Source organism: Leptothoe sp. ISB3NOV94-8A, from assembly GCF_043421595.1.
In the GTDB taxonomy this organism is placed as follows: domain Bacteria; phylum Cyanobacteriota; class Cyanobacteriia; order Phormidesmidales; family Phormidesmidaceae; genus Leptothoe; species Leptothoe turfae.
Genome location: NZ_JAXSQW010000001.1, coordinates 1,177,833 through 1,201,360, shown reverse-complemented (window position 1 = coordinate 1,201,360; position 23,528 = coordinate 1,177,833). Strand labels below are relative to the sequence as shown.

The window sequence follows — 23,528 nt, the reverse complement described above, 5'->3', positions numbered from 1 at the left end:
GTCAGCAAAACAGACAGTATATAAGTCTTATGGTCAACAGTATTAGTCTAAATCTAAACAAGCTTTAGGCAATAAAGCATGAGGCGAAAGTCCTAAGTGTTAGGGTGGGTCTTTAGCCCTATGGAAGAAATTGCCAGGAATCTCAAAACATTACGTTAAGACATATTGGAACTATTTCGAAACATATTGAAATATTGAGTTATTTCTTCCGCGTCAATATCTGCCTTGTGTAATATAAGACGCTTGCAAGAGCCAATAGTCAGTTTTATAGAGCTTTGTCGAAGACCCTGAGACGTCACTGCTTGGACAAATTCTCTCTCAGAATCTGCTCCTGTTGTCGTACGGCAGCCAATAGCTCTGCGTTCTGAATGATCATTCCCACCTGATTATTAAAGATATAGAGACACTTTTGATCGCTATCATCAAAACTAGTTCGATACAATTCTGGCACGGGTTGGTCGTACACCAGCGGCAACTCAGGATAGTGCCCTGCTTTCTGTTTATTAATCAGCTGGGTCACACCAATCAACTCACCGTCTTGATTAAGAATCGGCATACAAAGTAGACTACAGGTACGATAGCCGCTGCTAGCGTCAGTATTCCTTGCTCGTTCAGAGGCCGGATGGTCGTACAGGTCAAAGGGAATGTTTAAGGGGTCACGGCTTTTAGCCACTTCTCCTGCAAATCCTTCACCGATCTGGAGTCGAATTTCTTCCACCTGACCATTATCAAACTGGATGCGGCTCCAGAGTTCATTGCGATCGCAATCCAACAACCACAAGGTGCCCCGATCTGCACTCATTAGTTCTTTAGCCGCATCAATAATTCGCCCCAATATCTCCTCTGGCTCAGCTGTATTAAAATCGCAGGAACGCACCGCCCCCATCAACGTGGCCGCCACCCGCTGCCCCCGCGATGTCTTATGGTACGAAAAGAAGCTCTCCAATATAATCTGAATGGCAGCGGAGCTAGCATTAACAGTTTCAATGTCCTCTGCCGTAAACCCCTGACGATCAATGCGCTCTTCTAAGGGTAAATCTGGGTTCAAATAGGGCAATAATTTGTTCAAGAGCTGCACCACGGCAATCAACTCACCCCGATGATTGATCAAGGGTAAAGATAACAACGTGTACGTTCGATAGCCTATTTTTAGCTCTTGCTCTTGGGCAAACGCTGAACGTGGGTCGCCATAAAAGTCGTAGGGGATATTAATCATTCGATGGTGGGCTGCAACCTCTCCTACAATGCCCTGGTTGAGAGGCACCCGAATTTCCAAATCATTGGCTTCGCTATCGGTTTCTGCCACAATGGACCAAAATTCCTGACGGTCGGAGTCAAATAGAAAAATGGTCGTCCGATCGGCTCCCAACGACTGGCCCAATTTAAGGGTAATAGAACGCAGGGTGGTGTCTAAAATCTCATCGAAACCCTGTTTGTCCATGACCTGATTTAACAATTCCAGGGTTCTGCTGACAACATTACGAGGATAGGCCGACTGACGTTCAAGTTCGTTAAAATACTGAACATTTTGCAGGGCAATACCCACCTGGGTATTAAAGACCTCCATATGTTGTTGGCTAGTAATGTCAAAACTGGCCTGAAAACAGGCAGGGGGCTCAGGCCAGGTACTGGGATCGTAAGGAGGGAAATCACCCTGGCGGCGTTTATTGATCAGTTGGGTGACGCCGAGGAGCTGGCCGTTGCGATCGCACACCGGCATACACAGCAAACTACAGGTACGATAGCCCGTCCGCCGATCCGTCAACTTAGCCCGCTCAGACTGAGGATGGTCATATAGGTCAAAGCTAATATTTAAAGGTTCTCCCGTTTGCGCCACCATTCCTGCATAGCCCTGACCAATGGGAATGCGGATTTCTTTGACCTCACCATTTTCAAAGGGAATATTCGACCAAAGTTCTTGACTTTCAGGGTCAACCAACCACAGAGTCACCCGATCAGCATTCATCAATCGCTTGGCTGCATCAATCACCCGCCCAATAATTTCATCAGGATTGAGACTACTCTGGGACACGGATGTTGTCGCTTCCGTCAGGGCCTCAGATGTTTGTATGCGCTGGGTAAGACGATAACAGTAATGACACTGTTCTAAAATCCGTTGAATCGGTTCAGCATAGTCCCTTAATTGCACCTGATCTTCTTGGTTAAAGCCCACCAAATCAACGCGTTCTTCTAAGGGGGCGGTTGGATTATGGGAGAGTTTGAGCTTATTCACTAAATGAACAAACGCGATCAAATGCCCTTGAGATTGAGGCAAAGAAAAAAATAAATCATTATACGTAATATAGTTCTCGGCTTCACGAGCAGACCCTTGAGTAGCTTGAATAAACTGTTGAAATTCTGTCAGCTGGCCTGCACTCGCCTCATTGGTCAAAATCTTAATCGTAGGGTATTTGATATCACCGCTATTGGCTTCAATGGACCACAGCTCATTTTTCTCTGGATCAATGAAGAATATTGTCGTGCGGTCGGCACTCAACAACACACTCATTTTCAAGGTAATATCACTCAAAATCTCATTAAGGATATAGTCAAACCCCTTACCCTCCATGACATTGAGCATGGACAAAAGTTTTTGCTCTTGTTTAGAGACAGTTTTCATAAACTCCTCGTAAACGTTAGACAAAACCCGTTGCACCCATTGGTTATTAAAGACCGTGGCATAAATCCGATTGTAAACACGCAGTTGTTCACCCCGTTTTACCACCAGTCCTGCCAGCTGTAGCTCTAACTGTTCACCACTGTCATCGGCAGAGACATACCGATCTTTGAGAATCCGCTCATACAGCTGTAATAACGGTCCCGTTCGTTTCTCAATATTTAGCAAGCGATCGCGAATTGTCTTTAAATGAGGTGGCTCATCCTGAACTTCCCAGTTATCTAAAACGCGAGCTTCCACCAAAACTTCCACATAGCGCCGTTCTTGCCCTGCCGTAATCGGCTCATTCTCAGCCGTAATGACCTGACATAGCTTCTGAGTCAATAACGGCTGTCCCCCCGTCCAGTTCAAAATACATTTCAGCACCACCTCTGGACGTTCAGCATTAACCAATCCTTTGGCCAGGGTGCGGGCTTCTTGAAACGTAAACCCATGCAGATCAATAGCCCGTCCCACATTAAAGGGGGTGCAATACTTATCTGTAATCAAATCAGAGGGTGTCGTGACCCCTAACAGCGCAAACGTTAGCTGCCCCGAATCGAGACAAGAACGAATACAGGCAAAAAAATCATCGGTCTCAAACGGCAAGCGCCGCATGCTGTCAATCTCATCAATAAAGATAACAATTGGCTGGGTAACATTATCTAACAATATCTGTTCTATAAACTCGTTGAGTATCTTTACCGGTGATAGATAGTCATACTCTTTTAACCACTGACGCAGATTGACAGGCAGGTCAAAACTGGTCACTAAACGCCGCATAATACCGGCATACCACTGTTGAGCCGTAATATCTCGACTACCAATCTTGTTCAGATCAATGGCCACACAGGCAACACCAACCTGTTGCAAACGATAAAGTGTACGCACCCGCAGACTGGTCTTCCCCATTTGGCGAGAGTTAAACACATAACACAGCTCGCCCGCTTTCAATGCTTGATAAAGCGCCTCATCTGCTTCCCGCACGATATAGCTTGGAGCATCCAGAGGTAAATGTCCTCCAACCTTATATTTCATACCTATATCACCCCCTCATTTACACACAAGCCTGTCATCTCTTTGATCACAGCTTCAGACCATTCCCTCTAGATAATCCCCTTTAGACAATCACCTTCAAACGGCCACTAAAGTACTGACGATACAATTCAAAGCGAGGAACAACGCCATTGCCTTCCAGTTTTACTAATCCAAGACTGTGAAGCTTGAAAGCACATTCCGATTCCAGACAAACGGGTTCATGTCGAACCAGCACCTGGCTAAATGAATTAGCCAGAACAGAATTACGATGTAAAACCCACAAATGGCGGCGCAGATGGTCACCATAAATGCCAGATTCTGTTGGCGCACTTTCTAGAAGCTGCTTCCAGGTGAGGCGCTTTTGAGCAATGTGATAAAACGCAAATCTCACAAGATACGGATGACCACCAATCAACGTCATCAGCTGTTCAAGCTGCTCAGCTGTCCAATTCAATCCGTGACGACAGGCCAGATCGGTCACCTGGTCTAGATTAAAATCCTGCAGTTCAATGGGCAGACCGACGTTAAACGGCGACTGGTTAATATCCAGAGGAATATAGCCCTCCGTCGAGTGCACCACCACTAACCGTAATTTTTCCCAAAGACTGCTGCCTGCCATGCCATAACCCGCTTCTTCATACCAGGCCCGCAATAGTCCAAAAAAGTCATCTACAATATTGGCATAATGAAACACCCGATCAACCTCATCCATCCCCAACACCAGAGGTGTGGTAATTTCAGGCAGCAGATAGTCCTCAAAATAAGCCGTACAGTTATCCTTACTGCCATAGGTGTCCGTCCAAAAATCCTCTAGCCGAGGCGGAAGATTTAGTTTGCGAGCCACACGCACACATAGCCAGCGCAGCACCTTATCAAGGCTATTGAAAATCTCCTGGTCCGCATGCTGAAAGCTAAGGGGAATCGTTTGATATCCCTGCTCGCGCGCTTTAGACAAAATCCGAGCCATCAGAGATGTCTTACCCATCTGGCGTGGGGCCTTAATGCGAATCAGAGCCCCTGGTTTGAAAATTTCTTCATAACACAGCACGTCTTGAGGATTGCGTTCAATGTAAAAGGCAGAAGCCAGGCGTACTTGCCCCCTGGGTAGCTCTGGATCTGCAACAGGCCGTGGGGCAGGCAGAGAGGATTCAGACCGCTCTACATCAGCAGAACATAATGATGGACTTTCAATTGTTTTTTCTGTAGAGCTAACCTTAGCAGTACCCACTATGGGCGGTTTGCCAACCTGAATAATTTGTACGAGATCTCGAACCAGTCGTTGCTCATCGTTGGGCTTCACCCAGCTATACTGTCGAGCCTGCGCTAGATAATTACGCAGGTCATGATTTAAAGGAAATGGTGACTCTGTACATACATGCAGCACTAACAACCACGGTTTATGGCTGTAGTAACTAACATGATGGTCCCAAATGCGTTGCAAAATCTCAATGACCATCTCACTCATCGCCATTTGAGATGACAACACCAAAATAAAGTGGCTGCAGCAGATCAGCTTTGCCTCCAGCTGGCTAGCCCAGCTACCGCCTGTACTGGATACCGTATCTAAATTAGCTGAAAAAGAATGGCCTACTGGTTGAACCGCCCGGCTTAAAATCTCAGCGATCTGAGCATCTGGCGTTTGTTGTCGATAAATAATGGCAATCTGTTTCTGTTGTTTAATTGCCCGTTCAACACATCCTTTCAGGCGTTTTTTAGTAATCTTTTCCCCTAAAACATCGGAGAGTTTATGCCAAAGTCGATAGCCGACAGACTTCTCAATGTATTCTGCCTTAAACGGATAAATTTCCTCATAGGTTTTTCCATGCCACGAACCCAGAAAAACCTGACGTTCTAGGTCATTAAGTCGTTTTTCTGTCTTGGCATAGACTAATCGATCAACAAATTCCAAGGCTGCATCTGCATCCATAGCAAAATCGCTGCTGAGCATGGGAGTGACGAATCATGGTAGGTAGTCGAGGCAGGGGATGCACAGTCCTAAGTTACCCCGCTGTTTATTTTCTGACAAAGCTAATGTGGAGGTTTGGAGGGCTTTGCTGAGGTTTTATGAGGTTTAGATGAAGCGAGCGTTTGAGCAGCTATCCTATACTTAGCAAATTTTTCCCCAGATTGTGAGCTTTTCTGGTTACACTCCAGAGCTTAACGCCAGATACTAAGGGTGACGGGGATAGTCAGATAGCACAAAAATACTGGACTAGCCATGGGGTTACTCCCCTGTAGCCTTGGCCCATGATTCGAGCCAAACTATAGACTTAAGCAAACGCCTGTGCAGCGCCAGTATTAAATAGCCCAATGCAAGCATAGTGCCCCATTACAGTGTCAAGCAGCCGCACCTGGGAGGAGAACATAAATGGCACCTGTTCTTTGATATTTCTCTGTTTTTCTCCGGCTATTACTGCTTTTCAAAAGGGTCAATGCCAGCACGGCCAAACCCAAACCATCTTAGCTATCTATCGAAAAGGTAATCGACCTATTCGGCGGTCAGGATGACGAAATTATTATCGTTTATCAAAAGAAACGCTAATGCAAAGAGCAAATATATTCATCAAACCAAGTAAGATTGACATTAAGACTGAAAAGGGTAGGTTAAATGAAACATATAATTTACCCATAGCTCATAGTTCCTTAAACGCAAGCTCTTTAACCTGCAATCAAGTTCCACGGACATTAAAAGTGCTATACCCCTCCACCTCAATGAAGCAAGCTTGTGTAAATCAGCTGCACGAGAAGTATATCCAGATGCTGGGGAAACCTTTGGGCTACCTATCTGCAAAGCCTGAACAAGCGTTTCAATTGGACTATGGTCATTTATTAAGCACGTTTGCTGCTCAGGTATTGGATAGGCTTAGTGCCAGCACAGCATTGTACCACAATGTTGAACACACGATCCTTGTCTGTCTAGTAGGGCAGGAAATCTTGCACGGCAAGCATCAGCTTGAGGGTAATGTCACTTGTGAGGACTGGCTGAATTTTATGGTGTCGTTGCTCTGCCATGATATTGGCTATGTCAGCGGTGTCTGCCAGCAGGATGATATTGCACAACGCCGTTATGTTCGATCGCGGGTTCAGACCTCTGGTTTAGTGCCAGAAACAACCTGGGTTACCCTACCTCCAGGGTCAACAGATGCTAGTTTGGCTCCTTACCACATTGAACGAGGTAAGCTATTCGTGCAAGAGAATTTCAGCCACTATGAAGTTTTAGACCTCCAGGCAATTAAGCGCAACATTGGCTTTACCCGATTTCCGGTACCAGATGAGCCAGTCTATCAGGTTACGGGGCACTATCCTGGTCTGACCCGTGCGGCGGACCTGATTGGTCAGCTTAGCGATCCGGGTTATTTACAAAAGACAGTGGCGCTTTTCTATGAGTTCGAGGAATTAGGGAAGAACCAAGAGCTGGGCTATCGGACTCCTGAGGATCTGAAATTGGGTTTTCCTAAGTTTTATCGCACTCAAGTTTATTCCTACATTCAGCCTGCGTTGACCTATTTGCAAGCAACCCCCCTAGGACAACAGATTGTTGAAAATCTAGAAGCTAATGTGGAGGCGGTAAATATTAAGCAACCAGCTCTCACAAAACGCTAATTTTTTTTGAGGATAATATTGGATGAAATTGCTTCAAATTAATCAATATTATCTCAAAGTTCCAGGCCATCCCCTTGAAGCTAGCGACTCAAGTTTCAAAGCTTATTAAATAGGCTATATCGTAGTTTTCTATCTTCTGTAACAACTTTAAACTTGTATGAAGAATAGAATTACATGTAACTGTTGAATAGTCTAGTTCTAGTCAGGAATACGCTCAAAGCTTCCTTCACGTAATTCCACCAATATCCCATCACCATTACTACGCTCTTCTTTGGATTCAGAAACAACTCGGTTACCTGAATCAAATCTCAACCTACCAGTTGCTCCGTAATCTAATGCGACTTGTGTCGCTAGCTGCTCTTGAACTTGGGTGCGACAAAAAGCAGTATTTTCCATAGTTGGCACACAAGAAGATTTTTCAAGAGCTTCATAAAAAATAGCTGCTGCATCATATGCCATAGCGCTACGCCAGTTTATAGCATTATCGACTCCCCATAATCCAACAGCATAGCGTTCAAATGTATTTCTATAGTCATGCCGCCGTCAAGGCTGGTCTCACGTTGGAGGTGAGTAATGGACCGGTCGAAGGATTAAACAATCGACTGAAAATGTTGAAGCGGCAAATGTATGGCAGAGCAGGGTTCGACCTACTGGCAAAACGATTTATTTTGGCTGCATGAAAATACCTCTCTACTAAACTAGCAAGAGGGCATTGATCAGATAACAACAGTTTCGGTAACAACCTCTGCAAGGTGGACTTCCAAGGCAATAACTGCCTTGACCATTTGCGCTGCCAAGCAACTATGCCTTTGACCTGAAAGGGATGTGGCAGCATCTCTAACGGAAATGCAAGGAGTTCAGATGATAACTGAACGGTGATTTAGGCCAATTTTAGTCACCAAAAGCTCGGAAGAGCCCAAAGTACTTGACATTTAATAGGCGATTAATTTACTGAATCTCAATGCTTTCAATCGACCAGCTTTGAGGTGAGTGATTAAAAGTCGCCACAAAATCAGCCTCAGTTCGCCCGCCAACCTGATCGATGGTTACTTCCCTGAATTCTTCAGACCGCCCTTCTTGTTGGGCGCGAATCGTAAGCGTAATGTTGCTAATGGGCGAGGCTCCAGAATTCCTTAGCGTCCCCCTTATATTATTGCCGACAACCCAAACGCCATAAGTAGATAAGTCTGATAGCTTCTGCTGATTGAGCGCGGCAACCGCTTGCTCCTCTCTCACCTGGGCCGCTACGTCCCGCTCGTTGCACATGTAACTCAGGTCCGTGCGCACCCCATGCATGTCCATGTAGCACACAGGTGTAGCCAATGCCGAGGGAGCAGCAGCAGAGATCAAGGCAAACGAAGCGATAACCGGGGTAAGTTTCATGTGTCGTATGTAGGGAAACTACACTACACACTTCCCTGGGGTGGCTTGCTATCGGGAGCCTTTTACTAAATGAGACTTTCGGCTAACCCCCTCAATAGATAGCATTGAGCATTCCTTCGCAACTTTTAAAGACACTCGGAGGTCGATGCTACATATTCCTCAGGACAAAAGGGTGCTCACCAGACTCTAAATTCACTGTTCATGTCCCTCGGCTGGTAATAGCTGAGGGATTTTTTTCAAAAAAATACCCCAACAAATAACCCCCGAAGCAATGAGCGTCAGGGGGTGTTGCAAGGTGCTATGTCTATCTTGAGTTAGGGTGCCCAGGTGCAGGGTGCTCTAAGCCATCTCCGTCTCCAACCGCTTCCAGATAGATAGGCACGGGGTTAGGCGTGTAGGTTCCTGCGCGGTTTGCCTTCATGCGACCGATAAAGGTAAGCCTCGGTGGTTCCCTTAGCAGGTAAGACAAATGCTGCAAGAGGTTTACCCAATAAAGGTGTTTTATCCTGATGCCCTGTCCTCACTTAACTTGTACTTAACTTCTCAGAACTTGTACTTAAGTTATCAGCTGAAGATCTCACTAGCACAGCTTCTTCCAACCGGTGTAATTCTTCCAGTTCTCGGGTGAGGAAGAAGTTGAGGCCCGTTCGGATCACCGCAAGGATTGCTAATTGGCCCAAGGACTCAAAGGATGGGAATACCGCTGTCGCTAAAATATCGGCGGCTAATTGAAATTCTAAAGCCAGAGCCAGGGCTCGCCCAAAGCGGGCACGGACTCGGGTGTAGTGATAGGTGTTGGGACGTCGTAAGAGTAAGAACGCAAGTCGCCCACTCGTAATTAGCCCAAATAGGATGGTACCAATGGAAATAGCTTCAAAACAAACCTTCAGCGAATAGGCAAATAATCCGATAGTCGCTTCAAAATTTTCGACGAAATGTGTGAGAACGTCCATTCACCATCACCTCAAGAGTTCAGTGTCTTTAGTCTCGTTTAGCCTATTGTTTTATCCACACATTAAACCGATTATAGGAGTTGAAGCTCCAACGAGTGGTTAGGCGCGCACCGAACGTTTGACATACACGATCTCCGGATCGTCGGGATCAAGATTATGGATGACTCCTGACCGTTCGTAACCCAGTTTCTCAAGGACATGTTGAATGTGCGAATTGGATTCGTTGGTCGAGGTGAATAGATCGCTCGATTGCGATTGTCTTTCGAGAAACGCCACCAATTTAGGTCCGTGCCCGGATGAGCGATGGGGTTCTGCAAGGTAGATGAGATCAATGAATGAGCGGCCAAAGAACCCATGGGAGATGACTCCGTAGCCAATAATCTCACCGGAAATTTCGACCACCCAAGCGCAATCACTTTCCACCGTGTTTCGGATAAAGTCCCTTCGATTGGAACTGCCACGGGCAATGTGATCGAGATCGCTTAATGTGGAAGCATCGTTGACGATCGCCCGGCGGATTATATGGTCTGGCATGTGCGCCTAACGTATGGCTGAGCGACGGCCAGTAGTTTTTCGATACCTGGATGTAAATAGTTCCGTCCGCTCCTGCACAGGGTTAGGCGGCAAGGTAAGGGCCTTTACCTGTGTTCGCATCGCAAATATTTTAGGCTGAGAGCGCTTGCTTCAGGGAGTTTATAAGCATGGTGTGGCCCCTAAAATTTATTAGAGAGGTATTAGAAGTTGCAGCAAGAACCACACCTTACAGTTTGTTGTTATGTGGAATTACCATTGATGGCGTTGTGCAATTACTCATACCGGTAGAATACAGCGATTTTATTTCCGTCAAAGTCTCTAAAGTACGCACCAAAGAATGCCCCCTCGTTCCTTTCTCCTGGAACACCTTCACATGAAGCGCCTAATTCGACAGCCTTGGAATAAACTTCTTTGACCTTCTCTATACTTAGCAATTTAAACGCAACCATAGTTCCATTACCATGAGTAGCTGGCATACCGTCAAACGGTATGCTTATAGCTAATTTGGTATCGCTATCCGGAAAGCTGAAAAAGACAACTTTTTCTGATTGATGGATTAGTTTTCCACCAAACAAACCTAGCAATGTTTCATAAAACAAAACTGCCTTTTCGATATTTCCAGTACCAAGCGTAATATGTGAAATCAAAATTTAACCTCAATTACTAGTGTAACGGCTTGGGCTTGAGCGAACGACAATAATGTTTCATTATATCAATAGTGCATATTTCCGTTCCGTTGCAAGTGCTTGTTAGCCATTGATGGTGAATGAGCGTATTTGCTCTTCTGATCGAGGCCATATATAGGCTGAGCACTGTTTATGCCAACCTAGTTTTTCATAAAAGCTGTTTTTCCCTGGTACGGCTGTCAACATTGTAGTAAGAAAAGGCTTGAGGTCGTTTTCAAGCTCACTAAGGATTTTAGAGCCAATCCCATTCCTTTGATATTCCGGCAACACAGCCAAATCAACTATCCATCCATAGTAATATCCATCATCAACTGTTCTACCTACACCAACCAATTCATCACTAATATAAGCAAAGCGTTTAAAGGAGCTTCTTTCGAATGAGAGTCTAACTTGTGCCGAAAGCCTTTCACCCCATCCGACAGCTTTGAATATATTGGACATGTCCTTCCAGTTTGTATTTTCAACTGAAGTTGTATACCTGACATTCATATCAATATTTTTGATAGCTAATAGCTCGTTCACGGATACGGCGTTTATTGATAAATTCTAAGATCTTTTTCTCATCGCTTCTGGCTAAGCCGCTATATTTTTCAGCAAGGGTTAATGCAAATTTGTCATGAACCCAATCTTCTTCAGTCATCTCGGCGAGGGACTTGAGCGGTCGTGTTTTACGGGTCCAACGAGATTGATACTCCTTAAGAGTTTGTGTAAATTGCTCAATCGAATTGAAACATAACATTGAGGTGTCAATGGCAAAAGCATAAAACGCTTCATCAGAATGCCCCTAGGTAAACTGTTCAATTTTGGAGCAGCAATCAACAAATATTTTATCAATGTCGAATGGCATTAAGGTTATCTCTTTGCAGCATAACGCCTAGCTCAGTGGCGCTTGAGGCGGCACCTCCCCTACACATCCTGGCCGCTCGCTTTGGACAACGGTTCTGGATGCGATCTCGGGGCAAGCCTTTTCACTCATGCGGCAATTCTACCCCGCCGCAACACCCACGCCATCAGCGCGTTGGATTGCCGAAAACGAGCCACAAAACCGCTGGAAATCGCGGACAAAACATCCGTGACGACTAACTCATTATTGGGAGGAAACTTTCTGCCTAATCCCCTGATTTAGTAGATTAGGTAGAAATATTTCAGTCTAACACCCCCGATAAGATAATTAGCTGGACAGCTGTCAGCCTAACATGCTGATTTGGGTGATTAGGTGGAAACTTTCTACTGAATCACCTAAGGCTCTATACCGTGGATTAGTTGCACTAGACACAACGGGGCTATGGATTTTTCAGAGCTTTCAGCGATCACAGCAGAACGGCAGCATCAGGCTTTGAGTTTATGTCCCCGTTTTTTTGCCATTAGCGGGCGTCATCATGGGGTATGGCTTACTAATCTCCCCCCCAACCCCTGCCGCTCCCCTTTGCCATCCTGGAGGCTTTGGCTAAGATGCTGAGCATTTCTATGTTCTCAGGAAAGTCATGCAAAATCAGTAAAAAGTCATGCATTCTCAGTCTTGAAGTCGGTCGATGACCCATGACAATAAAGGCGTAATGACCACAATGAATATCATTACGCCTCAAATTAAAGCCTCATAGAAATGGAGAATTGAGATCATGAAATACAAACAAATATTATTTGCTGCTGCCACACTCATTGCGACCGCAGCCTTTCCAAAATTATCAGTCGCTGATACAGGTAACGTGGTTGGTATTGGTATTGCCGGGTCTAATGACCACACCTACTACTTCTACACTGGCGGTCAGGTGAGTTCTGGTACCACTGACGATCCAGAGCATCACCGACAGACCTATAGTGCCAACTACCCGCCTCAAAAATCTGTTATTGCAGTCGGCATTGCTGGATCAAATGATCATGTTTATTACTGGTATGCCGACGGCACGGTAAGTTCGGGAACGACCAATAACGCAACTAGGTATCGAGACTACTATCCAGGTAACCTTCCAGAGGATGAGGATAAAGATCTGATAGCGGTTGCCATTGCAGGGTCTAACGACCATGTTTACTATTGGTGGTCGGATGGAACCGTAAGCTCAGGTACTACAGACAATCCCGTGCTTCACCGAAATTATTATGAGTCTAACCAACCAGAGAATAAGAGTTTGATTGGTGTCGGTATCGCTGGTTCAAATGACCATGTTTACTATTTCTATTCGGACGGAACAGTGAGCGCGGGCACGACTGACAACCCAACCAAACATCGTACGTACTATAACTCGGGGCTTTGACACTCATTCAGCCAAATCAGAGATTATGGTTGATGAGCATCAAAAGATCGAGATACACCTTACCCTTCCAACCCTGGCTTCGGTCAGGGTTTTGTTTTGGTTAGGTGACTGCATCTCCTTTAATCAAGTCCGTTACCCGTTCACTCCACTTAAGATTCTGACCGATTCAAGCCGCTCTAAAGTGGTTGTGCTTGGCTGCAATATTTATGCCCAGGGGTACGAGCTGATGAGTTACTGAGAAACTAGAGGCAGGGTTCGGAGAAAGTTGAAGAATCTGGAAAATTAATAGGTGTCAGGCATGGGAATTAGGATGGATTGTTAGTTTCAGCATGCGCTAGATCACAGAACGTTGAGTAGTGGATCACATAGTCTCATCAGACCTGAATAAACCTGAATATTTACCTGAATAAACCTGAATATTTCGGTCTTTTTCCTACCCTTGAGATTCGCCATAGTAAGGCCAGCGACATAGGGAAAAGATTGTCACTTATCTTGTAATTGCTTTAGGAGATTGAAGGAATGTTTGGTGAATTTTTTAATCAAATTATCGATAGCGGTGTCCGCATTGGAGATGAGGGTAATAATGTCTTAAACGGAACTAATTCAAGCAATCAGCTTTTGGGTCTGAGTGGCAACGATCGTCTTAAAGGAATGGCCGGAGCGGACTTGCTAGATGGTGGTACTGGCAATGACTGGCTGTATGGTGGGAAAGGTCAAGATCTACTAAAGGGCGGTGCCGGTAATGACTGGCTGTATGGTGGGAAAGGTCAAGATCGATTAGAGGGTGGTGCTGGCAATGACTTACTGGTGGGGGGATTAGGTAACGATATACTGGTGGGTGGAGCAGGTAACGATATTGTTGTGCTAGCTCCCGGTAGCGGGTCTGATACCCTGATAGACTTTCAAAATGGACAGGATAAGATTCAGCTAGAGGGTGGCCTTACCTTTGATGATTTGGATATCCTTTCTCAAGGTGCTAACAATACAGATATCTTTATTAACAAGGCTGGTGATCCAAATGATGGTGAGAAATTGGCCACTTTGATAAGAGTTCACCCTACACAGCTAACTAAGGCTGATTTTATCAGTGCTCCAACTATTACCAGCACTTTTACAGCAAGTGTTCCAGAGAATCAGATTGGCGCAATTAACGTAGAAACGTCAGATGATAGTGATTCTGAAGGCTCTGGTTTAACCTATAGCATTTCAGGGGGTGCTGATGCAGCATTGTTCTCCATTAATGCTGATAACGGTGTAGTCACCTTCAACAATGCACCTAATTTTGAAGCGCCTGGGGATACCAATGGTGATAATAACTATGACGTTGAAGTAACGGTGACTGATTCGGATGGGTTAACGGATACTCAAACAGTCACTATCAGTGTGACGGACATAGCAGAGGATGCCGCGTCAACAAATAATATCCAAAGCTTGCAGGCAACAAATAACATCAAAGATTTGAAGTCCTTTCTGAAACGAAATAGGAAAGTTGATTTTCGAACCGCAAATTTACTCAAAGATTCGACCCTCGATAGCTATAATTGGAAAGGCTTAGAGGACAATAAAGAAAGTGTGATTTTTCAGCTTAAAGCCTACCAACGCTTGCTAAGAATTGTTCCCAATGGTCAAGAAGACGTCGCTATAAAGTTACTACAAGAAGGGTTTCACTCTTCTTTGCAAATTGCCAATACGCCTAAAGCAAAGTTTCTCCAAGATACTCATAGCATCTTTAGTGGCGACACAACCCTGGCCGAACAGTTGTATAAGCGTGCGTTGGCGGTGCGTAAACTGGTTATATTAAAATATCTGAACCAAGCCCAGTAGCAGTCTAACCATGCTGTTGCTCCATCATAGTAAGAAGCGTATGCGCTTGGGGGCGTTTGGGACAGAGTTCGGGAAAGAAAACCCCTCTGGTGACCAATCGGCCAGAGGGGAATGTCAACTATTTGCTTTACACAGAATTACCTGACGTATTAACGTACATTGTGGTTCCCACACAGCAACATCAACCTTAGTACAGATGGGAGGCGAGAGCAGGACTATAGTGACCCCCAAAATTAGGACAGGACTGAGAGAGCGTAAGCTAGAGTCCAATAAGGGGAATGAATATGGCCAGCAAACCCAGAAACTACAGTAGCGAATTTAAGGCAAACGTGGTGCTGGAGATCGTCAGTGGCCAGCGGAGTGTGAGCGAAGTGAGTCGAGCCCATAAAGTTCATACATCCGTGATCAATCGTTGGCGCAATGAATTTCTAAACCAGGCGCATTTAGCGTTTGGAGGCAAAGGAGGTGGGCATGAATCAGTCGAGCGAATCGCGGAACTAGAACGCATGGTAGGTCGGCTAACGATGGAATTAGCGGTAGCAAAAAAGCTTCAGACGTATGGAATCTGAGCGGAAACGAACGATGATTGAGCAGTTAAAAGCCGAGTATCCGATCCAGGTAATCTGTGATGTGATTAGCTACAGCCGAAGCCGCTATTACTATCGGACAGAATCAGATAAACAACAGCAAGAGGAGGAACTGAAAAAAGCGATCATTGATGTAGCGGGACGGTATCCCACCTATGGTTATCGCCGGATTACGAAACAATTGCAGCGAGAGGGATGGACAGTTAATCATAAACGTATCAGCCGATTAATGAGAGAATTAGGACTACTGGCCAAGCGGCGCATACGTCGGAAACGAACAACGAATAGTGGGCATGGCTATAAGCGGTATCCTAATCTAGTCAAAGGGTTGGCAGTAGAGCGTCCAGGGCAGGTGTGGGTGGGCGACATAATGTATATTCGATTGAAGGATGAGTTTGTTTATTTAGCGGTGTTAATGGATGTGTTTACCCGCAGTATTCGAGGCTGGCACTTGGATAGAACGATGGAGAAACAGTTAACGATAACAGCCTTGGAGAAAGGACTGAATCAATATATTCCAGAGATCCATCATTCAGACCAAGGGGTGCAATATGCGGCCAATGCGTATGTTCAGCTATTGGAGGAGAACGAGATAGCCATTAGTATGGCGGGTGTGGGCAAAGCCTATGAGAATGGCGATGCTGAACGACTGATGAGAACAATTAAAGAAGAGGAGGTTGACTTATCAGACTATCGCAACTTTAATGAGGTACATACCAGAATAGAAGAGTTTTTAGACGAGAGAAACTGAGAACCTAAGGTTACCTTTAGCGGTGCGGGGGGTATCTTTTAAAGAAACTGAAAAACAACTTATTTATCAGCTGTAAGGCTAGTTAGGCAATACATCTAGACCTATAAGAATATCAACGCATACTCCTTTTTTAAATTCTATCCCGAACTTAGATTTCAGAAGATTTCGATACGCCTTCTCATCTGCCACCATCTGTTCCTGACGCTGCCCTCCAGCAGTTACGATCAAACGATTATTTGAAAGCGTGATACGTCCATCTCGCGTTGCCAGTGAGCAGAGTGATTTTTGTTTGAAAGCTGACTCTAGAGAAGTCTGTTGATGCTCGCACATGGTGCTGAATTCAGCAAGCTGATGGGGAGTCAATGAAAAAACATATTGTGACTCCCAAGTAGACTCTCGTCGACGCTGGAGGAGCCTATCAGTCCCTGATTCTATCAAGCGATATGAACAACCATATTGCACATCCTCTGCTCCAGCATCGAGCCGTAGCGGTTCTAGAAATGAATCTCCAAATCCCACATCTGCAATTAGACGTTCCTCCATCTCAACCAATAGAACTAGATGGTCAAACTCAGGCCCTGGTTGATCGCCATTAAACACTTGTGCTGACAAGAGTACTACCGTAAAACCAAGCTGCTCAAGTAGCCATCCAAAGAGTCCATTCAGCTCGTAACAGAAACCACCTCGCCGATGCTGAACAATCTTGTCGTAGAACGACGCGAGGGAAAGGGTAATCGGGCGACCTAGAAGAATATCCAGATTTTCAAATGGAACAGCAAGCATGTGCGCCCGATGAAGTTGTTTCAGCGTCTCTGTTGTAGGTTCACGTGGCCCGCAGTATCCAATGCGTCTAAGATACGACTCTATATCCATGGCTTTACCTCATGTCGAAAACCACAATGGGCAAGTTAGCAGTTGTTGAATGACTCGAAATAGCATTGATGGCTGAAATAATGTACCAGATGGCTGAACCATATGAAAAACATTAAATAATACCAAGGTCACTTGAGGTTCTTTCGTTGTTAGCTGAATAAGTTGATCCGTATACCAGCCGATCGCTTGTTCTGGCAGAATTGGAGGTTGTGTTAGGCCTTTCACACTGGGATATTTCGCGTCTTGACTGGTCGCTGCGATCCAGGAGTTGCATTGACCTTGGCAAGTTCTTTTTGAAAACGACTAGGTAGTTCTGTTAAAGCAGTTTCTTGCAAACATTGCCGCAACAATATGGCTCCTAATGCGGCTACCGTTATCCCCTGTCCATAGATCGGTGTAAATGAGCAGACAGAATCTCCCAAGGCAATAAATCCTTGTAGCTAGCAGCTAAGACGTTCCGTTCATAGTAGCGTAATCGATTGCCTGGTGGATGATAAATTCCGATTTCAGTTGCAGGCCTTGCATCCTTCACGGCATTGTAAATGTGTGGACTTGGCAAATTTCGCAAGGACTCTAGAAATTCAGCTTCATTTTTAGAAGGTCGATGCGGAGCCGTCGCACAGACACCGACAATCCAATGGTTATTTTCAATTGGATAAAGTACTCCCATGGACGTTCGCTCGGGAGGAGCTGCTTGAATGTACACCCCTCTCCAGTCTGCTTGAAAATTAGCAGGGATTTCATAGAGGCGGCTGGCATAGCCCATTGACGTTGTGACTACTGTCTCTTCTGGGGCATCATAGCCGATCGCTTTCAACCATTTGGGTGCTTGAGAACTATAGCCACTGGTATCAATCACCAAATCTTTAGCAAAATATGTAGCTGCTTACATTGAGGCACGCCTTTTCGAGGCTGAGGACTTGTGGTCGGAAAGCGATCGCACTCCAAAATCAATCGTAACTTGCTCAAAATAGTCCACTTCCTGAATGTGAGGCAGTGCTGCTACCGTTACACTCACAAGCTTAGATTGATTGATAGGCTGTGAATTGGCAGCGATCACAATCGTTCTCTGCAAATTCTATAGGGCACCCTAGTCCAGTCCACTAGAATGGGTTAGCAATAACGCAATGCATCCTAAGATAGAATTCATGGAGCTTAAGCTAGCTGTCGTTTTATGAGCTCTGCAAAAACGCCTGGTTGTTTTGCTAACTCATCAAAGTTGCCTACCTGAACTACACGACCAGCTTTAATCACATAAATGCGGTCGGCATTTCGAATGGTGCTCAGACGGTGGGCGACAACAACACGGGTAACGTTCAGCTGGTCTAGACTTTCACTCACAATTGCCTGGGTTCTATTATCTAAAGCACTGGTAGCCTCGTCCAACAGTAACAGTTTTGGGTTAAGGGCCAACGCTCTCGCAATAATCAATCGCTGTCGCTGTCCTCCAGAAAGGTTGCCGCCTCCCTCACTGACTACTGTGTGTAGCTGCATTGGAAAATTGCGGATATCCTCAGCAAACCCAGCCATCTCAGCCGCTCGCCAGGCATCATCTTGGGTAATCAGTGCTCCACCTGAGATATTTTCAAAAATGGACCCAGCGCTGATGTGACCATTCTGCAACACCACACCCAGCTGTCGACGGATGGCAGTTAAATTTAAACCGCACATATCCCGACCGTCATAGTAAACAGTGCCTGAATGGGGATGTTCAAACCCTAGTAGCAGCCGCAGAACAGTAGACTTACCAGAACCAGATGGTCCCACCAGCGCAATAAACTCTCCAGGCTTAGCCTCTACTGTCACATTGTCTAAAATCAACGGGCCATCTTCCCGATAGCGGAAGGTAACACGATCTACACAAAATGCTCCCGATAGCTGCCCCGGATCGGTTTTTTCAGTAGTAACTTCAGGAGATGCCGCGAGGATAGGTTGCGATCGCATCCACAGCGGAATCACATCCATCACATCGATCATCGTCAAACTCAGATTAGTGATACCGCCGATAAAGATCGCAAAGGCTGCATTAAATGCCAGGAATCGCCCCGTCGATAGTTCAAATGGCCCTACCAGCGTACTTGCCAACCAAAACAGGGCAATAGTTGTCACGGTGGGAATCACCGTATTAAACACATTGACCGAGTCTTCCAACTGCTGGGTGCTGAGCTCTATCTCCAACAGTCGACGATACTTGTTACCCCACTGAGCAAACGCCCGCGACTCCGCCCCAGCAATCCGCAGTTTTGAGACTCCATTGATCAGCTGCACCATGAGACCATACAGTTCTCCCCGAATCTCCAGCATAGGTCGCTGTTTCTTTAGCAAAAATGCGCCAGAAGTGACGGTGACGACCATAATCAACAGCGCTACTACCAGTGCCAGCGCAGCCAATTTACCACTGTAATAAAACAACAATCCCAAATTCAGCAACGCAAACGTCCCTGACAAAATCGCATCTAATGCCGAACCACTGAGTAACCGACGAATCGACGTAATACTTGACACCCGCGACAGTAAATCCCCTGTGGCATAGTCCCTAAAAAATGAAGTCTGGAGCTTTAGTAAGCGATCCCACACTGCTGCTTGCAATGCCACATCAGACCCCGTCTCCAGTCGCATGGTGGTAATCGCCTGCACCAGCTGAAAGCTTGCTCGCCCAATGGCCACAGCCACCAGCGCCAAACCAATTTGCAACAGCAATCCTGCACTACCAAAGGGAATCGCATCATCCACCAGCACCGCCGTCATCTGCGGCAGCACCATTCCCAACAGAGTCACTACGACTCCCGCCAGCCCCATCACTGTCAGGTCTCGTTGACGCCCCTGAAACGCAAACTTCAGTAAATTCCAGGCCGTCAGATGGCCCTCAGGCAAAGGCCGATAAAACATAAACGCCACCGGCTCCACTGTCCTCGCAACCGCTTCAGTCACGGGTATGCGCTGACCATTCGCTTCCAGTAGCTCATAGTGAGTCTGACGCACCGGAATCAATGCCACTGGACGACGCTCATCTTGCGTATAGGCCACCAATGGGCCAACATCCTGCCGCCACCAGCGCCCCCGCAACAACACCTGCCGCATTCGCAGCTGAGATGCCCTGGCAATCGCCTCCAACGGCTCCTTAACCTGTTGCGCCTGTTCAGACTCTGCCGGAGGTTCAATCTTCACTCCCAAGGCATGGCCCACGGCCCCTGCCACCCTTAGCAGCGGCGTGTCTGCCAGCAAATAATCCCCTGAACTTGGCTGCAAGACAGAAACCAAACCCTGCAGTGCCGTTTGTGTCACTTCCTGGTTTAGTTGTTGGCGAGCCGTAAACTGTTGTTCCCCGCGTTGTCGATCTGTCTGCCACCCTTCTTCAATGACTTCCAGCGCATACTGGTGAAACAGATTTAACCCCTGCATAAATTCCTTATAGGAACTCTTAGAGCAAAGCTGATCAGCAGAAACAATCTCTAACTCCACTGACTGATCTTCTGGAGCCTGCAACCAAGTTGTCCGCGAAATCGGAAACAAAGGAGACGAAGGCCCAAGCACAAACCGCTCCACATCTAGCCAATATGCCTGATGGGTCGTAGGTCTCACCCACATCATCGCGGCCTTTGGACTATAGCCCTCGGCAGGCTCACGGCTCACGGTCCCAACAATTTCAGAAGACTCTGCAATCGATCTGCCAGGAAATCCCTTGACCTGAGTCAGTCCACCCACCCATCGCTCAACCTGCCTGAGCAACGGTATGGTCACATGGCCACAAATACCCCCATCCCCATTAGCATCTGCTTCTTTGGCGATAGGTTCTATCTCACTTGCCTCAAACGCCACCGCCACTAAAGCCAGATCACAGGATCTAGCCTCAGTCTCGATGATCAAATCCCCTACATCTACAGTCCACAGATAGCGGCGTTCGCCTACGGGTTCACCATTCTTCCAACCCACGGCAAATATGCCTAAGCGACCAGATTTAACTCGCCACAGTCCGGAAGATAGTAGAGGAAAGACATCATTACTGTTGATGGAATAAATGCCAGAGGTATTAGACGTGCTTTGTGAATCTGCGAGAACCATGGGATCAAGTCGTCGATAAAACAGTTAAACTCAAAACTCTCTAGGCAACCGCCAATGCCGTCCCTGAACTGCGAATCAAGTCTCCATAATGGCCAGCCTCTTGCCAAAGTTCTTCATGATTTCCCCTTTGCACAACTTTCCCTCGATCCAACACAATAATCTCATCCGCATCTCGAATCGTACTTAACCGATGCGCCACAATAATACACGTACACCCACGCCGCCGTAGATTCTGATCAATCATCTTCTCAGTCTCCGTATCTAGCGCACTCGTCGCTTCATCCATAATCAAAATCGACGGGTTATTAACCAATGCCCGCGCAATCTCCAGTCGCTGCCGCTGACCACCACTGAGGTTTTGGCCCCCTTCCAACAACTTGGCATCATACCCATAGGGCATCGCCAAAATTGCTTCTTCAATCGCCGCGTCTCGACAAGCCTGCTTCAAATCGTCATCCGAAACGGTATCATCCCAAAGCGTTAGATTATCCCGTACGCTACCGGCAAACAACAGAATATCCTGTTCTACCATGGCAATGGAGTTTGTTAGTGTGGCTTGGGAAATCTCTTGTCGGGGGCGGCCATCAAAACAAACGTCACCACTTCTCGGCTGATACAGTCCCGCAATCACTCGCGCCAATGTAGATTTACCCGAGCCGCTGCCACCCACGAGTGCGATCCGCTGCCCTGGTTTAATGGTGAGGTTAAAGTCTTCAATCAGAGGAGGATCCAGCGGGCTGTAACCAAAGGAAAGATTACGAATCTCCACGGCTCCAGAAAGACGGTGATTATTGGCAGCCTCCTCTTCTTCAGAGACATTGTGCTTGCAGTGCTGGCAAAAAGCGACATCTGTCTCGTTTTCCAACACGTCATCCAAACGGTCAAGATTGCCCTGTAGGGTTTGTAATGTCCCGGCAAACTGCACTAGGGCATTCACCGGCCCCTGGAAGCTTTGCATTAACAGCTGGAATGCTACCAACATACCGATGGTGAGACTGCCGTGGATGATGCGCCAGCCGCCAATGATGAGCAGCGACAGTGCAGCCAGGGTGGACAGTAGCGATGGCAACAGGCCAATCACACGGTTAGCCAATCCCAGGTTCTGCTGAGCATTGACCGCTTTGGTGTGATACCCCGCCCAGCGAGCAAAAAAGTCAGACTCTAAACCACCTGCCTTGAGGGTCTCCATGCCCTGTAATCCAGCGACGGCAATTCCTGATGCCTTACCGTATTCTTGCACCAGTCGCAGGTTGGCATCCTTACGTTGCCGAGATACCCACTGTAGAACGCCGACATTAATGATGGCAAAAGAGATGACGATGATGGTTAGGGGGACATCGTATTGGAGCATTGCGATCGCATAAAACACGATCATCACCGAGCTAATAATTGTCGTCGTCAGTCTCCCTGACAGCACTGCGGCCACACTGTCATTTAGACTAATGCGACCGCTAATTTCCCCCGCAAACCGCTGGGCATAGAACCCCACCGGTAGCTGTAGTACATGCCACACAAATCGACTGGCCATACCCACCGCCAGCTTGATCCTGAGCGCTCGCAAAAAGCGCAATTGCAGCATGGTCAATAGGCCCTGCACCAGCACTATTAAGGCGATGCCCAAAAGCACATAGGGTAACCAGTCCAAACGCTTAGCCAACAGAATGTTGTCAATATAAATGCGGCTAAACGCAGGCAGTGCTAGCCTTGGCAACACCAGCAAAAAACCTGCCAATGTGCAATAGAGTAAGGCTCCCGTAGATCCGGCCAGTCGCCGTACCAGGGAGCCAATTACGTTGGGTTTGCGACCACCCTTTTCAAAGGTATCCGTTGGCGCAAACGTTAGCGCAATTCCCGTATATCCCTCATCAAATTCTTGACGTGTCACCCGGCGCGGTCCAGTCGCTGGGTCGTTGAGACGCACATGGCTAGCCTCAAACCCATCCACCACCAAAAAGTGGTTGAAATGCCAGAATACAATAAACGGTGGTTTTAGCTGTTCTAAGCTATCCAGACTTTTCTTAAATCCCTTCGCCTCCAGGCCATAGGTGCGTGCGGCCTTAAGCACATTGGCTGCCGTCACCCCATCCCGTGAAACACCGCAGGCATGGCGCAACTCCGCCAAGGGCACATACCGACCGTAGTAACCCAAAACCATACTGAGGGCGGCGGCACCACATTCCACCGCTTCCATTTGCAGAACCGTTGGCGAATTAACCCGACGCGCCATTCAAGTTACCCCTTTGAACGAACCACCTAAAGCTAGTTTTAATTGCTTGGCAGAATAAAAACAGCACCTGAACAAGCATCTAAACAAATCATTAGAAAG

At 46.7% G+C, this 23,528-nt stretch carries 19 protein-coding genes and 1 pseudogene; 6 read left to right on the top strand and 14 right to left on the bottom strand.

All coding sequences use genetic code 11. The features are described from left to right. Window positions 1-295 precede the first annotated feature (295 nt). The gene (locus SPB21_RS05305; RefSeq protein WP_163703116.1) at window positions 296-3,694 is read right to left on the bottom strand and encodes a GAF domain-containing protein; all 3,399 of its coding nucleotides are present in this window, start codon (window positions 3,692-3,694) and stop codon (window positions 296-298) included. 82 nt (window positions 3,695-3,776) lie between these two features. Continuing rightward, a complete protein-coding gene (locus SPB21_RS05300) occupies window positions 3,777-5,642 on the bottom strand; it encodes an AAA-like domain-containing protein (RefSeq protein ID WP_163703117.1) in 1,866 nt (621 codons plus the stop codon). Window positions 5,643-6,406: 764 nt separating this feature from the next. Here SPB21_RS05300 and SPB21_RS05295 point away from each other — a divergent pair. After that, on the top strand, window positions 6,407-7,297 hold the full coding sequence (locus SPB21_RS05295) for a metal-dependent phosphohydrolase (RefSeq protein WP_163665336.1): 891 nt from the start codon (window positions 6,407-6,409) through the stop codon (window positions 7,295-7,297). A 198-nt stretch (window positions 7,298-7,495) separates the two neighbouring features. On the opposite strand, the gene SPB21_RS05290 is transcribed toward SPB21_RS05295, so the two are convergent. Further along, window positions 7,496-7,756 carry a hypothetical protein gene (locus SPB21_RS05290; RefSeq protein ID WP_499865827.1) on the bottom strand — a complete coding sequence of 87 codons (261 nt, stop codon included), beginning with the start codon at window positions 7,754-7,756 and terminating at the stop codon, window positions 7,496-7,498. A gap of 77 nt (window positions 7,757-7,833) precedes the next feature. On the opposite strand from SPB21_RS05290, the pseudogene SPB21_RS05285 reads away from it, so the two are divergent. Continuing rightward, window positions 7,834-7,977: pseudogene (locus SPB21_RS05285) on the top strand (transposase); the annotation flags it as partial. Between the two features lie 268 nt (window positions 7,978-8,245). Here the strand turns inward: SPB21_RS05285 and SPB21_RS05280 are convergent. The 6 genes from SPB21_RS05280 to SPB21_RS05255 all read right to left on the bottom strand — a co-directional run bounded on the left by SPB21_RS05280 (window position 8,246) and on the right by SPB21_RS05255 (window position 11,493). Further along, window positions 8,246-8,680, bottom strand: coding sequence for a hypothetical protein (locus SPB21_RS05280; RefSeq protein WP_499865826.1), 435 nt, complete (start codon window positions 8,678-8,680; stop codon window positions 8,246-8,248). A 524-nt stretch (window positions 8,681-9,204) separates the two neighbouring features. Beyond that, window positions 9,205-9,633 carry a DUF1622 domain-containing protein gene (locus SPB21_RS05275; RefSeq protein ID WP_163665342.1) on the bottom strand — a complete coding sequence of 143 codons (429 nt, stop codon included), beginning with the start codon at window positions 9,631-9,633 and terminating at the stop codon, window positions 9,205-9,207. A 99-nt stretch (window positions 9,634-9,732) separates the two neighbouring features. After that, complete coding sequence (locus SPB21_RS05270; RefSeq protein WP_163703119.1) at window positions 9,733-10,167, bottom strand: GNAT family N-acetyltransferase; 435 nt, start codon at window positions 10,165-10,167, stop codon at window positions 9,733-9,735. A gap of 272 nt (window positions 10,168-10,439) precedes the next feature. After that, window positions 10,440-10,814 (bottom strand): VOC family protein, encoded by a 375-nt coding sequence (locus SPB21_RS05265; protein WP_163665346.1) that lies wholly within the window; start codon window positions 10,812-10,814, stop codon window positions 10,440-10,442. A 102-nt stretch (window positions 10,815-10,916) separates the two neighbouring features. Further along, on the bottom strand, window positions 10,917-11,375 hold the full coding sequence (locus SPB21_RS05260) for a GNAT family N-acetyltransferase (protein WP_348918750.1): 459 nt from the start codon (window positions 11,373-11,375) through the stop codon (window positions 10,917-10,919). Continuing rightward, window positions 11,344-11,493 carry a hypothetical protein gene (locus SPB21_RS05255; RefSeq protein WP_163665348.1) on the bottom strand — a complete coding sequence of 50 codons (150 nt, stop codon included), beginning with the start codon at window positions 11,491-11,493 and terminating at the stop codon, window positions 11,344-11,346. The genes SPB21_RS05260 and SPB21_RS05255 overlap by 32 nt, the downstream gene beginning before the upstream one ends. A gap of 979 nt (window positions 11,494-12,472) precedes the next feature. On the opposite strand from SPB21_RS05255, the gene SPB21_RS05250 reads away from it, so the two are divergent. From SPB21_RS05250 to SPB21_RS05235, 4 genes are all read left to right on the top strand, one after another. Further along, the gene (locus SPB21_RS05250; RefSeq protein WP_499865824.1) at window positions 12,473-13,105 is read left to right on the top strand and encodes a hypothetical protein; all 633 of its coding nucleotides are present in this window, start codon (window positions 12,473-12,475) and stop codon (window positions 13,103-13,105) included. Between the two features lie 519 nt (window positions 13,106-13,624). Next, the gene (locus tag SPB21_RS05245) at window positions 13,625-14,929 is read left to right on the top strand and encodes a cadherin domain-containing protein (RefSeq protein WP_499865823.1); all 1,305 of its coding nucleotides are present in this window, start codon (window positions 13,625-13,627) and stop codon (window positions 14,927-14,929) included. A gap of 284 nt (window positions 14,930-15,213) precedes the next feature. Further along, a complete protein-coding gene (locus SPB21_RS05240; protein WP_163665354.1) occupies window positions 15,214-15,498 on the top strand; it encodes a transposase in 285 nt (94 codons plus the stop codon). A gap of 13 nt (window positions 15,499-15,511) precedes the next feature. Further along, window positions 15,512-16,267 carry an IS3 family transposase gene (locus SPB21_RS05235; RefSeq protein WP_163665356.1) on the top strand — a complete coding sequence of 252 codons (756 nt, stop codon included), beginning with the start codon at window positions 15,512-15,514 and terminating at the stop codon, window positions 16,265-16,267. Window positions 16,268-16,345: 78 nt separating this feature from the next. On the opposite strand, the gene SPB21_RS05230 is transcribed toward SPB21_RS05235, so the two are convergent. The 5 genes from SPB21_RS05230 to SPB21_RS05210 form a co-directional block, all read right to left on the bottom strand. Then, a complete protein-coding gene (locus SPB21_RS05230) occupies window positions 16,346-17,140 on the bottom strand; it encodes an arylamine N-acetyltransferase family protein (protein ID WP_163665358.1) in 795 nt (264 codons plus the stop codon). A 373-nt stretch (window positions 17,141-17,513) separates the two neighbouring features. Further along, window positions 17,514-17,999: a hypothetical protein gene (locus SPB21_RS05225; RefSeq protein ID WP_163703123.1), complete on the bottom strand. Its 486-nt coding sequence runs from the start codon at window positions 17,997-17,999 to the stop codon at window positions 17,514-17,516. A gap of 27 nt (window positions 18,000-18,026) precedes the next feature. After that, the gene (locus SPB21_RS05220; protein ID WP_499865821.1) at window positions 18,027-18,158 is read right to left on the bottom strand and encodes a hypothetical protein; all 132 of its coding nucleotides are present in this window, start codon (window positions 18,156-18,158) and stop codon (window positions 18,027-18,029) included. 137 nt (window positions 18,159-18,295) lie between these two features. Next, the gene (locus tag SPB21_RS05215; protein ID WP_499865820.1) at window positions 18,296-21,202 is read right to left on the bottom strand and encodes an NHLP bacteriocin export ABC transporter permease/ATPase subunit; all 2,907 of its coding nucleotides are present in this window, start codon (window positions 21,200-21,202) and stop codon (window positions 18,296-18,298) included. Window positions 21,203-21,242: 40 nt separating this feature from the next. Beyond that, window positions 21,243-23,429 (bottom strand): NHLP family bacteriocin export ABC transporter peptidase/permease/ATPase subunit, encoded by a 2,187-nt coding sequence (locus SPB21_RS05210; protein ID WP_006519918.1) that lies wholly within the window; start codon window positions 23,427-23,429, stop codon window positions 21,243-21,245. Between the last annotated feature and the right edge of the window lie 99 nt (window positions 23,430-23,528).

Bases quoted from the DNA above. Each gene is read 5' to 3' on its own strand.
- SPB21_RS05305 (WP_163703116.1), bottom strand. From the start codon at position 3,694: ATGAAATATAAGGTTGGAGGACATTTACCTCTGGATGCTCCAAGCTAT.
- SPB21_RS05300 (WP_163703117.1), bottom strand. From the start codon at position 5,642: ATGCTCAGCAGCGATTTTGCTATGGATGCAGATGCAGCCTTGGAATTT.
- SPB21_RS05295 (WP_163665336.1), top strand. From the start codon at position 6,407: ATGAAGCAAGCTTGTGTAAATCAGCTGCACGAGAAGTATATCCAGATG.
- SPB21_RS05290 (WP_499865827.1), bottom strand. From the start codon at position 7,756: ATGGCATATGATGCAGCAGCTATTTTTTATGAAGCTCTTGAAAAATCT.
- SPB21_RS05280 (WP_499865826.1), bottom strand. From the start codon at position 8,680: ATGAAACTTACCCCGGTTATCGCTTCGTTTGCCTTGATCTCTGCTGCT.
- SPB21_RS05275 (WP_163665342.1), bottom strand. From the start codon at position 9,633: ATGGACGTTCTCACACATTTCGTCGAAAATTTTGAAGCGACTATCGGA.
- SPB21_RS05270 (WP_163703119.1), bottom strand. From the start codon at position 10,167: ATGCCAGACCATATAATCCGCCGGGCGATCGTCAACGATGCTTCCACA.
- SPB21_RS05255 (WP_163665348.1), bottom strand. From the start codon at position 11,493: ATGACTGAAGAAGATTGGGTTCATGACAAATTTGCATTAACCCTTGCT.
- SPB21_RS05250 (WP_499865824.1), top strand. From the start codon at position 12,473: ATGAAATACAAACAAATATTATTTGCTGCTGCCACACTCATTGCGACC.
- SPB21_RS05245 (WP_499865823.1), top strand. From the start codon at position 13,625: ATGTTTGGTGAATTTTTTAATCAAATTATCGATAGCGGTGTCCGCATT.
- SPB21_RS05240 (WP_163665354.1), top strand. From the start codon at position 15,214: ATGGCCAGCAAACCCAGAAACTACAGTAGCGAATTTAAGGCAAACGTG.
- SPB21_RS05235 (WP_163665356.1), top strand. From the start codon at position 15,512: ATGATTGAGCAGTTAAAAGCCGAGTATCCGATCCAGGTAATCTGTGAT.
- SPB21_RS05230 (WP_163665358.1), bottom strand. From the start codon at position 17,140: ATGGATATAGAGTCGTATCTTAGACGCATTGGATACTGCGGGCCACGT.
- SPB21_RS05215 (WP_499865820.1), bottom strand. From the start codon at position 21,202: ATGGTTCTCGCAGATTCACAAAGCACGTCTAATACCTCTGGCATTTAT.
- SPB21_RS05210 (WP_006519918.1), bottom strand. From the start codon at position 23,429: ATGGCGCGTCGGGTTAATTCGCCAACGGTTCTGCAAATGGAAGCGGTG.